Annotated in this window: 14 protein-coding genes and 1 pseudogene; 10 read left to right on the plus strand and 5 right to left on the minus strand. The window is 61.9% G+C overall.

The window, feature by feature from the left end:
- The 4 genes and pseudogenes from VFL62_RS24625 to VFL62_RS24640 all read left to right on the plus strand — a co-directional run.
- Positions 1-453: pseudogene (locus VFL62_RS24625) on the plus strand (PrkA family serine protein kinase); the annotation flags it as partial.
- 13 nt (positions 454-466) lie between these two features.
- Entirely contained in the window at positions 467-1,747 is a 1,281-nt protein-coding gene (locus VFL62_RS24630; protein WP_325174999.1) for a YeaH/YhbH family protein, read from the plus strand.
- The gene (locus VFL62_RS24635) at positions 1,744-3,288 is read left to right on the plus strand and encodes a SpoVR family protein (protein WP_325175000.1); all 1,545 of its coding nucleotides are present in this window, start codon (positions 1,744-1,746) and stop codon (positions 3,286-3,288) included. The genes VFL62_RS24630 and VFL62_RS24635 overlap by 4 nt, the downstream gene beginning before the upstream one ends.
- Positions 3,289-3,411: 123 nt before the next feature.
- A complete protein-coding gene (locus VFL62_RS24640) occupies positions 3,412-3,597 on the plus strand; it encodes a hypothetical protein (RefSeq protein WP_414644840.1) in 186 nt (61 codons plus the stop codon).
- Between the two features lie 18 nt (positions 3,598-3,615).
- Here the strand turns inward: VFL62_RS24640 and VFL62_RS24645 are convergent, their stop codons facing one another.
- From VFL62_RS24645 to chrA, 5 genes are all read right to left on the minus strand, one after another.
- Positions 3,616-4,533 carry an amidohydrolase family protein gene (locus VFL62_RS24645; RefSeq protein WP_325175002.1) on the minus strand — a complete coding sequence of 306 codons (918 nt, stop codon included), beginning with the start codon at positions 4,531-4,533 and terminating at the stop codon, positions 3,616-3,618.
- 201 nt (positions 4,534-4,734) lie between these two features.
- On the minus strand, positions 4,735-5,676 hold the full coding sequence (locus VFL62_RS24650; protein WP_325175003.1) for a DUF1932 domain-containing protein: 942 nt from the start codon (positions 5,674-5,676) through the stop codon (positions 4,735-4,737).
- 22 nt (positions 5,677-5,698) lie between these two features.
- The gene (locus tag VFL62_RS24655; RefSeq protein ID WP_325175004.1) at positions 5,699-6,685 is read right to left on the minus strand and encodes a tripartite tricarboxylate transporter substrate binding protein; all 987 of its coding nucleotides are present in this window, start codon (positions 6,683-6,685) and stop codon (positions 5,699-5,701) included.
- Between the two features lie 74 nt (positions 6,686-6,759).
- Positions 6,760-7,230, minus strand: coding sequence for a DoxX family protein (locus tag VFL62_RS24660; protein ID WP_325175005.1), 471 nt, complete (start codon positions 7,228-7,230; stop codon positions 6,760-6,762).
- An 11-nt stretch (positions 7,231-7,241) separates the two neighbouring features.
- Positions 7,242-8,471: a chromate efflux transporter gene (chrA, locus tag VFL62_RS24665; RefSeq protein WP_325175006.1), complete on the minus strand. Its 1,230-nt coding sequence runs from the start codon at positions 8,469-8,471 to the stop codon at positions 7,242-7,244.
- 125 nt (positions 8,472-8,596) lie between these two features.
- On the opposite strand from chrA, the gene VFL62_RS24670 reads away from it, so the two are divergent.
- The 6 genes from VFL62_RS24670 to VFL62_RS24695 form a co-directional block, all read left to right on the plus strand.
- On the plus strand, positions 8,597-9,697 hold the full coding sequence (locus VFL62_RS24670; RefSeq protein ID WP_325175007.1) for an MBL fold metallo-hydrolase: 1,101 nt from the start codon (positions 8,597-8,599) through the stop codon (positions 9,695-9,697).
- A 13-nt stretch (positions 9,698-9,710) separates the two neighbouring features.
- A complete protein-coding gene (locus VFL62_RS24675) occupies positions 9,711-10,322 on the plus strand; it encodes an SCO family protein (RefSeq protein WP_325175012.1) in 612 nt (203 codons plus the stop codon).
- A 318-nt stretch (positions 10,323-10,640) separates the two neighbouring features.
- Positions 10,641-11,327, plus strand: a complete 687-nt coding sequence (locus VFL62_RS24680; RefSeq protein WP_325175008.1) for a response regulator transcription factor — start codon at positions 10,641-10,643, stop codon at positions 11,325-11,327.
- A complete protein-coding gene (locus tag VFL62_RS24685) occupies positions 11,314-12,675 on the plus strand; it encodes a sensor histidine kinase (protein ID WP_325175009.1) in 1,362 nt (453 codons plus the stop codon). Before VFL62_RS24680 ends, VFL62_RS24685 begins: the two co-directional genes overlap by 14 nt.
- A 307-nt stretch (positions 12,676-12,982) precedes the next feature.
- Positions 12,983-13,687 carry a putative quinol monooxygenase gene (locus VFL62_RS24690; protein ID WP_325175010.1) on the plus strand — a complete coding sequence of 235 codons (705 nt, stop codon included), beginning with the start codon at positions 12,983-12,985 and terminating at the stop codon, positions 13,685-13,687.
- A gap of 199 nt (positions 13,688-13,886) precedes the next feature.
- The coding region (locus tag VFL62_RS24695; protein ID WP_325175011.1) for a DUF1800 family protein at positions 13,887-14,401 on the plus strand (515 nt) is incomplete at its 3' end.

Raw genomic sequence — 14,401 nt, forward strand, 5'->3', positions numbered from 1 at the left:
TATTCGGATTACGGCCAGAACCTGTTCGACCGTTACGTCGATTATGCCGACGCCTGGATCGAGGATCAGGATTTCAAGGATCCCGACACCGGGCAGATGCTCAATCGCGAGCTGCTCAACCAGGAACTGACCAAGATCGAAAAGCCGGCGGGTATCGCCAATCCGAAGGATTTCCGCAACGAGGTCGTCAAGTTCTCATTGCGCTCGCGGGCCCAGAATAACGGCAAGAATCCGGCCTGGACGTCCTACGAAAAAATCCGCGAAGTCATCGAAAAGCGTATATTCTCGCAGGTCGAGGATCTGCTGCCCGTGATCTCGTTCGGGTCGAAGAAGGACGGCGAGACCGAAAAGAAGCACGGCGATTTCGTCGCCCGGATGGTCGGTCGCGGTTACACCGAGCGCCAGGTGCGAAGACTGGTCGAGTGGTACATGCGGGTGAAACAAGCCGGCTGAGGACGCTAGCAGCATGGCGATGTTTATTGTCGATCGGCGGCTCAATCCAGGCTCCAAGAGCCTGGAAAACCGCCAGCGGTTCCTGCGCCGCGCCAAGGCGCTGGTTCAGGGCGCCGTCAAGAAAACCTCCGAGGGCCGGGACATCAAGGATGTCCTAGAAGGCGGCGAGGTCTCGATCCCGCTCGACGGGATGCATGAGCCTCGTTTCCGTACCGAAGGCGGCACGCGCGACCGTGTGCTGCCGGGCAACAAGAAGTTCGTCGAAGGCGATATCATCGAGCGCCCGAAGGGCGGCGGTGGCCGCGGTTCGCAGCCGGGCGAGGGCGACAGCGAAGACGATTTTCGCTTCGTGCTGTCGCGCGACGAATTCGTCAACCTGTTCCTCGACGATCTCGAACTGCCCGATCTTGCCAAGCGCAAGCTCGCCGAAGTCGAGAGCGAGGGGCTGCAGCGGGCCGGCTATTCGACCTCGGGCTCGCCGGCGAATATCTCGGTGAGCCGAACGGTACAGCTCGCGCTGGCGCGCCGCATCGCGCTTCGCCGGCCAAGTCCGGACAAGATCGCCGAGCTCGAGGCGGAGTGTGAGGCGTGCACCGACGAGAAGCGGCGCGCCGAATTGCTCGCCGAACTCGATGCGCTCCGGGCCAAGGCCAAGCGCATTCCCTTCATCGATCCGATCGACATCCGTTATCGCCGGTTCGAGACGGTGCCAAAGCCGGTGGCGCAGGCGGTGATGTTCTGCCTGATGGACGTGTCGGGATCGATGACCGAGCACATGAAGGATCTCGCCAAACGGTTCTACATGCTGCTCTATGTATTTCTCACCCGCCGCTACCGGCATGTCGAGATCGTCTTCATCCGCCATACCGATCGCGCCGAGGAAGTGGACGAGCAAACGTTCTTCTACGGGCCCGCCTCCGGCGGCACGATGGTGTCGAGCGCCTTGCAGGCGATGAGCGACATCGTCCGCTCGCGCTTCCGTCCCTCCGACTGGAACATCTACGCCGCGCAAGCCTCCGACGGCGACAACTCGCTCGCCGACAGCGCGCTGACCGGGCGGTTGTTGACCGAGAACATTCTCCCGGTCAGCCAGTTCTTTGCCTATCTCGAAGTCGGCGAAGCTTCGGGTTCGACGTTCGAGATGCCGGATTCCTCGCTCTGGACGCTCTATCAACGTCTGCGCAGCGAAGGCGCGCCGCTCTCGATGCGCAAGGTCAGTAACCGCGGCGAAATCTTCCCCGTGTTCCACGATTTGTTCCAGCGTCGCCATGCCCAGGAGAAGGCCGCCTCATGAGTGAGACCTACGACCTGCTGTTCGAGGGCGCCGATTGGGATTTCCAGCAGTTGCAGCGCATTCACGATGCCTGCGAGAAGATCGCGCATAGCGAACTGGGTCTCGACACCTATCCGAACCAGATCGAGATCATTACCGCCGAGCAGATGCTGGATGCCTATTCGTCCTCGGGCATGCCGCTGTTCTACAAGCACTGGTCGTTCGGCAAGCGTTTCGCCCATCACGAGACCTTCTATCGCAAGGGGCTGATGGGCCTCGCCTATGAGATCGTGATCAATTCCTCGCCGTGCATCTCCTACCTGATGGAAGAGAACACCGCGACGATGCAGACGCTGGTGATCGCGCACGCCGCCTTTGGTCACAACCACTTCTTCAAGAACAATTATCTGTTCAAGCAGTGGACCGATGCCGACGGCATTCTCGATTATCTCGATTTCGCCAAGGGCTATATCGCAAGCTGCGAAGATCGCTACGGCGCGCGCGCGGTCGAAATGACGCTCGATGCCGCGCATGCGCTGATGTCGCATGGCATCGATCGCTATCCCGGCAAGAAAGGCCTCGATCTTCGCCAGGAAGAAAAACGCGCCAAGGACCGCCGCGAGCACGAACAGAGCGTGTTCAACGATCTCTGGCGCACCGTGCCGACGGGACCGGCCAAGAGCACCGAGATCCTCAATTCGGAGCGGCGGCGCGCGATGCTCGGCCTGCCGCAGGAAAATATCCTCTACTTCCTGGAAAAGACCGCCCCGCGCCTGCATCCCTGGCAGCGCGAGCTGTTGCGCATCGTGCGCCACATCGCACAATACTTCTATCCGCAGAGCCAGACCAAGGTGATGAACGAGGGCACGGCGACTTACGTGCACTATCGCATCATGAACCGCCTGCACCAGCAGGGCAGGCTCACCGACGGCAACTTCCTCGAATTTCTGCAGTCGCACACCAATGTGGTGTTTCAGCCGGAATTCGACGATCAGCGCTTCTCGGACTTCAATCCGTATGCGCTCGGCTTTGCGATGATGCAGGATATCGAGCGCATCGTCACCAATCCGGACGACGAGGACCGCGAGTGGTTTCCCGATATCGCGGGCACCGGCGATGTGATGGGGACGCTGCGCGAGGTCTGGGCCAACTATCGCGACGAAAGCTTCATCAGCCAGTTCTTGTCTCCGAAGCTGATCCGAAACTGGCGGATGTTTCATCTGCATGATGATCCCGAATTCACCGAAGGCATCCAGGTCGATGCCATTCACGATGCGCGCGGCTATCGCCGCATTCGCCGCGAACTGGCCCGGCAATACGACGTCGGCTTCATCGATCCCAATATCGAGGTGGTGGATGTCGATCTCGCCGGCGACCGGCGTTTGATGCTTCGCCACGTGGTAGTGAAGGGCGCGCAGCTCAACGAGACGGATGCAAGACGCGTGTTGCAGCATCTCGCCGACCTCTGGACCTATGACGTCGCGCTGGTTGAGGTCGACGCCAAGGACAACGTCTTGAAGGAATACGTGGTTAGCCCGCGCAGTGTCGCGATCGCGGCCTAAATCCGCCCCAAATGACGCGATAGGGGAAAACTCTCCCGCGCCACCAAATCTTCGCTACGTGCGCCGAATTTCGCCCCATTCACACCCGGATATGGCATGCGGGTGTCTAGTAGGGGATTACCAATGGCGTACAAGCGGACTGAAGTTGCTATCGAAAAAATCATAGCATCGTGTGATGGCAACATGCGGGGGGCGCTTGAAGCGCTGATGCTCGTCAACGAGCACCTCGAGGAAGAGCTGCAGCGGCTTTATACCATCATGTCGCTGGGGGACGAGGGCGAGGAATACCGTTACGAAACGGTGCACTGAAAAGCCCGTGAAAGCCGCTCATTCCGCCTCTTCCGGCCAATAAAGCCGCATCGGATTAGCCACGAGCAGTTTGTGTTGGAGCTCGGGCGTGGTCGCGATGTGGGGGATGAAGTCGACCAAAAGGCCGTCGTCCGGCATGTGGCCCTTCAGGTTGGGATGGGGCCAGTCCGTGCCCCATAGGACGCGGTCGGGAAAGCTTTCGACCAGCGTCTTCGCAAACGGGACGACGTCCCGGTAGGCATTTTGTTCGCCGTTTAGCGCGGGGGGCCCCGAAACGGACAACCGTTCCGGGCAACTGACCTTCGACCACACGTTCTTGTGGGCTTTCATGAATTCCCTGAACAGGGCGAATTCCGGCCCGTCGACCGGCTTGGTCACATCCGGCCGGCCCATGTGATCGACCACGACGGTCGTCGGCAGGCTCGTGAAGAAATCGATCAGCTCCGGCAAGTCCACCGCCTCGAAATAGATCACGACATGCCAGCCGAGCCTTGAGATGCGCCCGGCGATCTCCATCAACTCGTCCTTGGGCGTGAAATCCACCAGCCGCTTGACGAAATTGAAGCGCACACCGCGAATTCCGGCCGCGTGCAGGGCCTGCAATTCCGCATCGCTGACGCTGCGCTTCACGGTGGCGATGCCGCGCGCTCTTCCGTTCGCGGCTTTCAGCGCATCGACGACGGCCGAGTTGTCGGCGCCATGGCAGGTCGCCTGCACGATCACGTTGCGCGAAAAGCCGAGATGATCGCGCAAGCCGAACAGTTGCTCCTTGGAAGCATCGCACGGGGTGTATTTGCGCTCCGGCGAAAACGGGAAGACGTCGCCGGGGCCGAACACGTGGCAATGCGCATCGACCGCGCCGGCCGGCAATTTGAACCGCGGCTTCGAGGGGCCGGCGTACCAGTCGAGCCAGCCGGGTGTCTTTTCGAATTTCATAAGATAGCTCTCTACCAGAGGACGCTCTCGCTTTTTCCTCCCCCTTGTGGGGAGGGTGGATCATCGTGAGCGGACGCGAACGATGAGCGGGGTAGGGGTAGTTTTACAAGCAGGGCCACCAGGCCTCCGCTTCGCTCCGGCCTTCCATTCCCACTGCGCGGGGGAGGGACAAGCAAGACCTCGTCGATCGCAGTCATCGATTCAGCTTTTCTTCTTCGATTTGAGCGCACCCAAAATCCGGTCCGCCTCGGTGCGCCAGTCGGCGCTGCGCGCGAATTCCTTGGTGCCGCGTTCGCCGAAAATACCTTCGTCGGCGAGATCGGCCACCCAGGCCTGGCGCTCGGCCGTGCCCTGCGACGACCACGGCTCGAGACCGATTTCGCGCACGGTCTCGGCCACCTCGCGCACTTCTTCGCTGCGGCGGCGGCCATGCTCGATCACGCGCTGGAAGAAGTATGCGCCCTGCTTCTCCCAGTCGATGCCGGGAAAGGTTTCCTTCAGCGAGGCGAGCACCGAATCTTCGACGCCATAGGCCCGCGCGGTGGTGAAGCTCTCGATCACCATCGCCTCAAGCCCCTTGATCATCACGCTGCGACACATCTTCACCGCCGAGGCCACCCCCAACTTGTCGCTGGCGACCTTGGCGGCGAAGCCCAACTCCACCAGCAGCGGCGCGAGCGCGGCCGCATCGCCGCCGCCGAGCAACAGCGGCACCCTGATCCGATACGGCGGCACCGACGTCATGACCGCGCCCTCGACATAACGTCCGCCGGCGGCATCGACCAGCCCGGCCGCGCGCTGCTTGGCGCCGGGCGAGGCGGAATTGAAGTCGAGAAACCACGCGCCTTGCTTGACGGCCTCCGCACATTGCTTGGCAACACTCACGGCCTGGCTCGCCGTCACCGCCGAGACCAGCAGATCGGATTGCGCGGCCAGCTCCGCGTGTGAGGCGGTGAGATCAACGCCATGCTGTCTGGCGTGATCACGAAGCGGGCGGCCGCTCTGATCGCTTCGCAGCTTGATGTCGTAGGCACAAACCTTGACGTCCTGCTGGCGCAGATCCTCGGCGAGGATGCGCCCGGCCTCGCCATAGCCGATCAGGCCGACGTTCCATTGCTTGGGACTGCTCGATAGGGAGGTCATGCGCGTTTCTCTTCTGCGGAGGTCATTGTTTGGGAATATGGGCGTTCTCGATCACGGCCCGCCATTTGTCGATATCGGACTTCAGCCGCGCCTCGATCGCGTCCGGCGGACCGGCCTTGGCCTCGATGCCGAGCAGCAGCATCTTCTTCCTGGTTTCCGCCTCGCCGAGAATCGCCTGCAGCGCGGCGTTGAGCGTGTTAATCACCTCCGCCGGCGTGCCTGCACGCGCAAACAGCGCATTCCACGACACGACGTCGTAGTTGCCGACGCCGCTTTCCTGCACGGTTGGAAGATCGGGGGTGCTTTCCGCGCGCGTCGCGCCGGAGGACGCCAGCGCCTTGAGCTTGCCGTCGGCGATATTGCCCTGGAGCACCGAATAGCTGTCGATCACCAGCGAAACGTTGCCTTGCAACAGCGCGACTTCGGCTTCGTGATTGCCGCGAAACGGTACCAGCGTGAAGTCGATTCCCGCCGCGGTCTTGAACAGTTCGGCGGAGAGATTTTGCGTCGAGCCGACATTGATGGTGCCGACATTGAGCGCGCCGGGCTTGGCCTTGGCGGCAGCGATGAAATCTCCGAGCGTCTTGAAGCCGGAAGACGCGCTGGTGACGAAGGCGAAGTCGAAGAAACCAAGGCTCGAGACGGCCACGAAATCCTTCACCGGATCGAACGGCAGTTTCTCGAACAGCGAGACGCTGACCGCCGTGCCGTTGGTCAGCATGATCAGCGTATATCCGTCCGGTGGGGCCGACATCGCGTTGCGGGCGGCGACGATTCCGCCGGCGCCTGGCTGGTTCTCGATGTAGAAGCGTTGCCCGAGTTTTTCCGAGAGCTTTTCCGCCACGATGCGCGAGGTGGAATCGGCAACGCCGCCCGCGGCAAAGGGCACGATGATGCGCACCGGCCGGCTGGGATATTTTTCCTCCGCCGGCGCCGGAGACAATACGGCGGAGAAAACGGCGGCGAGGGACGCCAGCAGCAGGCGCCGTGTGCAATTCTGTACGTTCATCGCGCGCACGATAGTGGGGGCGGATGGATGGTTCAATCCGTTTTGGCACTCAAGCTTTGCGGATGGCGCGGGGGCTATTGCGCCAGCCGTGAGTCCAGCGACCACTTTCCGGCGCCGACGACGAGAAGATAGATGCTACCCAAGAGCATCGTGAGGTCGGCGCGCGACTCGTGCATCGCGCTCCAGAATCCCGTCCGTTTCATGTCTGCGCCCAGATGAAACATCCCGACGTCATGACCGAGCAGGATCGGCAGCTTGGTGGAGACAAGGGCCACGATCATGATGATGATGAGCGGCACTGCGGCAAGCCGCGTCAGCAGTCCGATGATGATGAGCGTACCGCAGATCACCTCGACCACCCCGACGAACGGCCCCATGATATCGGGAAAGGGAATGCCGATTTTCGCAAAGCGTCCAGCACCGAGTACCTCGGGATAAGCGAGCTTCTGGATGCCTTCGGGCAGGAAGACGATAAGCCCGACCAAGAGCCGCACCAGGATGGTCCAGCCGGATTCACTTGTGCGCATGGTTTCGTTCAAGGTCATCTTTCACCCCCTCAGATCAGAGCAGACAGCATGCCGGCGGCAGCCAGCAGCACGACGACGCCCCATGACGGCACTTTCCAGACCGTCAGCAGCAGGAAGCCGAATAGCGCCAGCGCGAAATCGCGCGGCGCCATCACCGCACTGGTCCAGACCGGGTTATACAGCGCCGCGCCGAGGATGCCGACCACGGCGGCATTGCTGCCGCGCATGGCCGCCTGCGCCGCCGGGCGGGTCCGAAAGGAGTCCCAGAATGGCAGCGTGCCGTACACCAGAAGCATGCCCGGCAGCAGCAGCGCAAACTGCGCGATCGCCGCGCCTGCGAGCCCGTTCGGCGGTGTGTTCATCACCGCGCCGAGATAGGCGGCGAACGTAAACAGCGGTCCCGGCACCGCCTGCGCCAATCCGTAGCCGGCCAGGAAGGCCTCGTTGCTGACCCAGCCGGGCGTCACGACCTCGGCCTGCAACAGCGGCAATACGACATGGCCGCCGCCGAATACCAACGCGCCGGAGCGATAGAAGGCGTCGAACACGGCAAGTCCGTGCGAGCCGCTTGCGGCGACGACAAACGGCGTCGCCACCAGCAAGACCGCAAAAAGCACAAGCGCCATGCCGCCCATGCTGCGGCTGACCGGAAAGTTCAGCCAGCCGGACGGTGGCGCCGCCTCGGCGCGGCACAGCCAAAGCCCGGCCACGGCACCGAGCGCAATCGCCGCGACTTGCGCGAACGATCCCGGAAACAGCACGACCACCGCAAGCGCCACCAATGCGATTGCTGCGCGTGGCCGATCCGGCGTGAGGCTTTTGCTCATGCCCCAGATCGCCTGCGCCACAACGGCGACGGCGACGAGCTTCAGCCCGTGCAGGAAGCCTTGCGCAAGCGGTCCGGTGAAGCGGGCTGCAACATTTGCGAAGGCGAACATGATCACCGCCGAGGGCAGCGTGAAGGCGAGCCAGGATGCGAGGCCGCCGAGCAGCCCGTTGCCGCGCAGCACGCCCAGGGCGAAGCTCACCTGGCTCGATGCCGGGCCCGGCAAGAACTGGCACAGCGCGACGAGATCGGCATAGGTCGCTTCATCAAGCCAGCGCCGCCGGATCACCAGTTCCTCGCGGAAATAGCCGAGATGCGCGATCGGCCCGCCGAACGACATGACGCCGAGCTTGAGAAACGCCGCAAAGACCTCGCCGATGGAGCCGCGCGACGGCTCCTTGGCGGCGATTTCCGATGGTGCGGATGCATTCATGGCATTTCTCCGACGTCGAACAGGGCCTGCCCGGAATATCACAACCGCCGGGTACACCGCCATTTGCATTGACAGGCGAGACTGGTGCCTCTCTATTCTGCGGCCATTGCCAAGGGGAGATACTCATGCCGAATTTCAATCGACGCGATGCGCTGAAAATGTCCGCCGGCTTTGCCGCCGCCGCAAGCGGCTTTTCCTGCATCGAACTCGCCAAAGCGGGGCCGATCCAGGTGCCGACCATTGACAAGCTCAGCGTGCGGGTGCTGGTTGATAGCGCCAGCGATATTTTTTCCAAGCCGGCCGAAGTTGCGGGCGTCAAGACCGAACCCGGCCGCTCCGCCAACTCGCTGCGTCCGCTGCATAGCGAATGGGGCCTGTCGCTTTATCTCGAGCCGCAACGCGGCGATCTCAAGCGCACGCTTTTGCTAGACTTCGGCTGGACGCCTGAGGCCATCAACGGCAACATGGAATTGCTGAAGGTCGATCCGTCGAAGATCGAAACGCTCATCATGAGCCACGGCCACTGGGATCATCTCGGCGGCATGATGGGCTTTCTCGACCGGCACCGCAAGTCGTTGCCATCGGATCTTTCGATCTATGCCGGCGGCGAGGACAATTTCTGCCAGCGCTACAACCGCACGTCGGGCGGCGATCTTGCCGACTACGGCATGCTCGACCGCCGTGATCTCGCCAAGCGCGACGTCAAGGTCGTGCTGTGCGAGACGCCGACCGTGATCTCCGACGTCGCCTTCACCACCGGCAAGATCGCGCGCAAGTCGATTGAAAAGGTGTTGCCGAACACGCTGGTCGAGTTCAAGCAGAAGGATGGCGCCGGTTGCAACTGGAGCCATTATCTGCCGGCCGAAATGGAAGGCAAGATCGTGCCGGACGAGCACATCCACGAGCACGCCACCTGCTTCAACCTGAAGGACAAGGGCCTCATCGTCATTTCGTCCTGCGGCCATGCCGGCATCGTCAATTCGGTGCGGCAGGCGATGGAAGTCTCCGGCATCGACAAGGTCCACGCCGTCATGGGCGGCTTCCACCTCGGGCCCGCACCGGCGGATTACCTGACCCAGGTCGTCGCCGAAATCGGCAAGCTCAATCCGGACGTCGTGATCCCGATGCATTGCAGCGGGCTCAATTTCACCCAGGAAGCGCAACGCCAGATGCCCGGCAAGGTGCTGACCACCACGACCGGCACCCGCATTATTTTCGGCGCCTGAAACTGTGCCGGTGATGGTCGCAAAGCTGTGGCTCGCGATCATCCCGCTGCTGGCCCTTGGCGTCGTGGCGGCGAAAGCCGGCGACCAGCCGCCGGATCGCTTCACTGCCACGGAGATGATGGAAGACCTGATGTACGGCCGCGGCACGGTCGGCGGCCCCTTCACGCTGACCGACCAGAACGGCCAGACGCGCAGCGATACGGATTTCCGCGGCAAGCTGATGATCGTCTATTTCGGTTACACCTTCTGTCCCGACGTGTGCCCGACCGACCTGATGGCGATCACGCAGGCGCTCGACGCATTGGGGCCCGCGGCCGACGGCGTTCAACCCATCTTCATCACCATTGACCCCGCGCGCGACACCAAGGTGCTCGGCGAATATCTCTTATCCTTCTATAAAAGCTTTATCGGCCTGACCGGCACTCCCCAGGAAATCCGAAAGGTCGCGAATGCCTACAAGGCATTTTATGCCAAGTTGCCGCCGACCAAGGACGGCGAATATGCGATCGACCACACCGGCGTCATTTATCTGATGGGCCGCGACGGCGAATATCTCGGCTTCATGCCGCCGCAAACCGATTCCCAGAAGCTGACCGAGATTTTGCGGAAGCAACTGGCGAAGTAATTTCCGCCTCGTCGTTCTCCGATGTGCAATGGCACACCCGAAGATGCGCGGTTGCGCCAAATAGCGAGGCTATTTACGTGGAAGGCGCAGGCGCGGAACAGATGCCGCCGGAATGCCTTGGTGAGATGGATTCTCAGGTGCGCAAGGGCGCACCCTAGTTCGCATCTTCGATGCGCCCCGGAATGACGGCTCGGGTACTGGAATTCTTACATCAGGCTTACAGCGATGCGGTTTCGTTAACCGCCGACCTCTTGCGTGCTTGTCGGGAGCCGCAAAACGGCTCAAAGCTTTGGTAACTGCAAACCGACGGCCGGTCCGATGCGCCTCCTCGTGATCGAAGACAATGCGACCTTGTCCGAACTGCTCGCCAAGGGCCTGCGGACGGCCGGCTATGAGGTCGATCTGCTCGCGACCGCGGCCGAGGCGCGCGCCGTGCTGATGACCACGACCTATGCGGCTGTCATTCTCGATCTTGGCTTGCCGGACGGCGACGGGCTCGCGGTGCTCCGCGAATTGCGTCACCGCAAGGATTCGACGCCCGTGCTCGTGCTCACCGCACGCGGCGGCCTGCAGGATCGTGTCTCGGGCCTGCGTTCGGGCGCCGATGACTACATGGTGAAACCTTTCGCGCTGGAAGAGCTGGTGGCGCGGCTGGAGGCGCAGTTGCGCCGGCCCGGCCAGCAGCTCGGCAATTCCCTCCACATCGCCAATCTCGAATTCGATTTGCGTGGCCGCCAGGCGCTGATTGACGACCAGCCGCAGGTGCTCTCGGCGCGCGAGACCGACGTGCTCGAGCTTTTGATGCGCAGCAAGGGCAGGGTGGTCTCCAAGAAGCAGGTCGAAGATCACATCTTCGGCCTTGCCGGCGATGTCGCCTCCAATGCCGTCGAGGTCTATGTCCACCGCCTGCGCAAACAGCTCTCCGACCGCGGTGCCAAGGTGACGATCCACACCATTCGCGGCGTCGGCTATCTCATCGCCGAGGAAAAACGTGATCCGGTTTGAATCGATCCTGTCGCGCATCGTGATCCTGCATGTGATCGCGGTCGCGGTCGCCTCGATCCTGATGTCGGTGGCGCTATCCTGGCTGCTCAGCGTCGCCACCAGCAACATTCACAATCAGGCGATGGCCGAGCAGGCAGTGTCGCTTGCCGAGCATCTGGCGCCACAGGCCGACGGCAGCCTTTCGCTCAACCTGCCGCCGTATCTGCAAGGCCTGTATTCGCAACCATATGGGCGCTATGCCTATGCCGTCATCGACGACACCGGCAAGACGCTGTTCTCTTCGTCAAAGGACAATGCGCCGATCTTCGCGCAAGATCCGCATGCGGGCACGGTCGAGTTTCTGGACAAGCGCGTCGGCGATGCCGTGATTTCCGGCGCAAGCATCCGCCGGACCATCGGCGGCAAGGCGGTGTGGGTGCAGGCCGCCGAAGACCTCGCCAACAGCGACGTTCTGATCGACGACATCGTCGACGACTTCTACCGGCATGTCGGCTGGATCACGCTGCCGATCCTTTTGGTGCTGCTCGCCATCGACATCGCGATCTTTCGCCGCGCGCTATGGCCGCTGCGGCAGGCCTCGGAGACCGCCCAGCAGATCACCCCGGCGCGCACCGACATTCGATTGCCGTTCGACGAGATCCCGACCGAGGTGCGGCCGCTGGTTTCCGCGATCAACAAGGCGCTCGATCGGCTCGATCAGGGATTTCGGCTGCAGCGCGAGTTCACGGCCGATGCCGCGCATGAATTGCGCACGCCGCTTTCCATCCTGCGTACTCGCGTGGAAACGCTTGATGATCCGGGCGTCGCGAAAGCGCTGCATCAGGATATCGAGGCGATGAGCCGGGTCGTGAGTCAGCTCCTGGACATTGCCGAACTCGAGGCCTTCGCGATCGACCCCGCCGAGGTTGCCGACCTGCAGGCCGCGAGCGCCGAAGTCGCCAGCTTCGTCGCGCCGCTCGCGCTTGAACAGGGCCGCGAGATCGCACTTCTGGGCGCCAGCTCGCCGGTGCTGGTCAAGGGCAATGCCGAGATGATCAAGCGGGCGATCCGCAATCTGGCGGAGAACGCGATCCGGCATGCGCCGAAAGACACGGTGGTGGAATTCGTGGTCGAGGAGAACGGCACGATCACGGTGCAGGATCGCGGTCCCGGCATTTCGGACCAAGAGCGCGAGCTGATCTTCCGCCGTTTCTGGCGGCGCGATCGTAACCACCAAGGCAGCTCGGGGCTCGGGCTATCGATCGTACAGCGCATCGCCGAACTGCACGGCGCAAGCATCAACGTCGAGAACCGCGTGATGGGCGGCGCACAGTTTTCCCTGCATTTTATTCCGGCTCCTGGAGCCTAGTGTGGTGGATTTTGACATTCGCTTCAGTGGCTCCGCAAATTCGTCGAGCGAATGTCAAATCTAAAACCACACTAAAATCATAGGTTTGAGAAGTGTCCTTTTGGTTCTGATATTCGTAAACGGACTTGCCGCGAGGCAATACGAATGTCAGAACCACACGCTTCGCCATGGCTTGACGCAGCCCTGTCTCGTGCGGTCAACATAGCGCCGTTCAAGAGTCCCTTAAGGCAGGACGGACCGCTGGGGCACGAAAGATCAAAGGACACCTCTCAAACAGGGTCGCCGTCATTTCTGGAGGAAATCACCAATGTATCGTCCCTTTCTGGCGGCTGTCATCGCCATGGCCGGCCTCGTAGCCGTGGGTTCAGTCGCGCGGGCGCAAACACCGCCGCCGGCGCCGGATCCGAGCCAGCCCGCGACCATCGTCGTCTACACTGAAGTCGCGCCGGCGAAGGCGGCCGAGGCGAAGAAGCTGATTCTCGCTTACGTGGCTGCCGCCCGCAAAGCCGATGGCGCCGTGCAGATCGATGTCGGTCAGCGGATTTCCGATCCCGGTCATTTCGGAATCGTAGAGCAGTGGAAGTCGCTGGCCGCCAAGCAGGCCTTTGCGCAAACGGATGCTTACAAAAAGTATCGCGCCGCGCTCGACCCGCTGCGCAGCGCCGCCTATGACGAGCGCATTCATAACGCCCTGTCGGTCGGCGCCTCCAAGCCGGCATCGAGCGGCGCGATCCTGGTCCTCACTCATGTCGACGTGGTCCCGACCCAGGTTGAGCCCGGTACGGCCAAGGTAAAGGCGTTCGTCGAGGAAGGTCGCAACGCGCCGGGCAATCTTCGCTTCGACGATGTGGTGCAGGCCAACCGCAAGAACCACTTCACGGTGATCGAGACCTGGAAATCGCAAGGAGAAAAGAACAACTGGATTTCCTCGAAGACGGTGCGGACCTTCCGCGAGGAATTGCAGCCGATGGGTGGCGCGCTTTACGACGAGCGGGTGTTCAAGGTCCTGTAGTCGCAATCGTCCATCCCGTAACTCGAACAGCGTCACTTTCATCATGGCGGGAAGGTAATCCTTTCCGCCATGAATCTTTTTCGCCACGATTCTCCGTTATTTGTTCAGAGCCTATTCATGCGTGTTGCGACAAGTTAGCTAGCCTTCCGCGGGCGGCGTTTTTGCAGGCGGTCAAGGATTGCATGACGAGCCTGAACAGATGGAACCAAACGATTCAAGCCAGTTCCGCCGCGACCTGATCAGCATCCTGCTCGGTTGCGCCGTGATGGCCGGTTCAGCCATCGTCCCCGCCAAGGCCGCTGACCTTGCCCCGCATGACCTGATCTTTCTCGATCGTCTGACCTTCGGCGTCAACGCCGCAAGCGCGGCGCACCTGCAAGCCGTCGGCACCGAGCGCTGGCTCAATGAGCAACTGCATCCGAGCGCAAATCCGGCGTTACCGCAGGCCGCGCAATCGCAGATCGATGCCATGGCCGACGTGCACAAATCCGCGCTGGAAATTCTGACCTCGTTCGATGCGCAGGCCAAGAGCGCCAACCAGGTCGCCGATCCGGACCAGCGCAAGGCCGCGCAGCAGGTCTATCAGCAGGCGATGAACGAACGGATGAAGCAGGCGGCGTCACGCTCGATCCTGCATGCGCTCTATGCGCCGGACCAGCTGCGCCAACGCATGACCTGGTTCTGGTTCAATCATTTCAACGTGCATCAGTACAA

This window comes from Bradyrhizobium sp. (genome assembly GCF_035701725.1).
GTDB lineage: Bacteria > Pseudomonadota > Alphaproteobacteria > Rhizobiales > Xanthobacteraceae > Bradyrhizobium.

Coding starts and splice junctions, on each gene's coding strand:
- VFL62_RS24630 (WP_325174999.1), top strand. CDS start 467: ATGGCGATGTTTATTGTCGATCGGCGGCTCAATCCAGGCTCCAAGAGC.
- VFL62_RS24635 (WP_325175000.1), top strand. CDS start 1,744: ATGAGTGAGACCTACGACCTGCTGTTCGAGGGCGCCGATTGGGATTTC.
- VFL62_RS24640 (WP_414644840.1), top strand. CDS start 3,412: ATGGCGTACAAGCGGACTGAAGTTGCTATCGAAAAAATCATAGCATCG.
- VFL62_RS24645 (WP_325175002.1), bottom strand. CDS start 4,533: ATGAAATTCGAAAAGACACCCGGCTGGCTCGACTGGTACGCCGGCCCC.
- VFL62_RS24650 (WP_325175003.1), bottom strand. CDS start 5,676: ATGACCTCCCTATCGAGCAGTCCCAAGCAATGGAACGTCGGCCTGATC.
- VFL62_RS24655 (WP_325175004.1), bottom strand. CDS start 6,685: ATGAACGTACAGAATTGCACACGGCGCCTGCTGCTGGCGTCCCTCGCC.
- VFL62_RS24660 (WP_325175005.1), bottom strand. CDS start 7,230: ATGACCTTGAACGAAACCATGCGCACAAGTGAATCCGGCTGGACCATC.
- chrA (WP_325175006.1), bottom strand. CDS start 8,471: ATGAATGCATCCGCACCATCGGAAATCGCCGCCAAGGAGCCGTCGCGC.
- VFL62_RS24670 (WP_325175007.1), top strand. CDS start 8,597: ATGCCGAATTTCAATCGACGCGATGCGCTGAAAATGTCCGCCGGCTTT.
- VFL62_RS24675 (WP_325175012.1), top strand. CDS start 9,711: ATGGTCGCAAAGCTGTGGCTCGCGATCATCCCGCTGCTGGCCCTTGGC.
- VFL62_RS24680 (WP_325175008.1), top strand. CDS start 10,641: ATGCGCCTCCTCGTGATCGAAGACAATGCGACCTTGTCCGAACTGCTC.
- VFL62_RS24690 (WP_325175010.1), top strand. CDS start 12,983: ATGTATCGTCCCTTTCTGGCGGCTGTCATCGCCATGGCCGGCCTCGTA.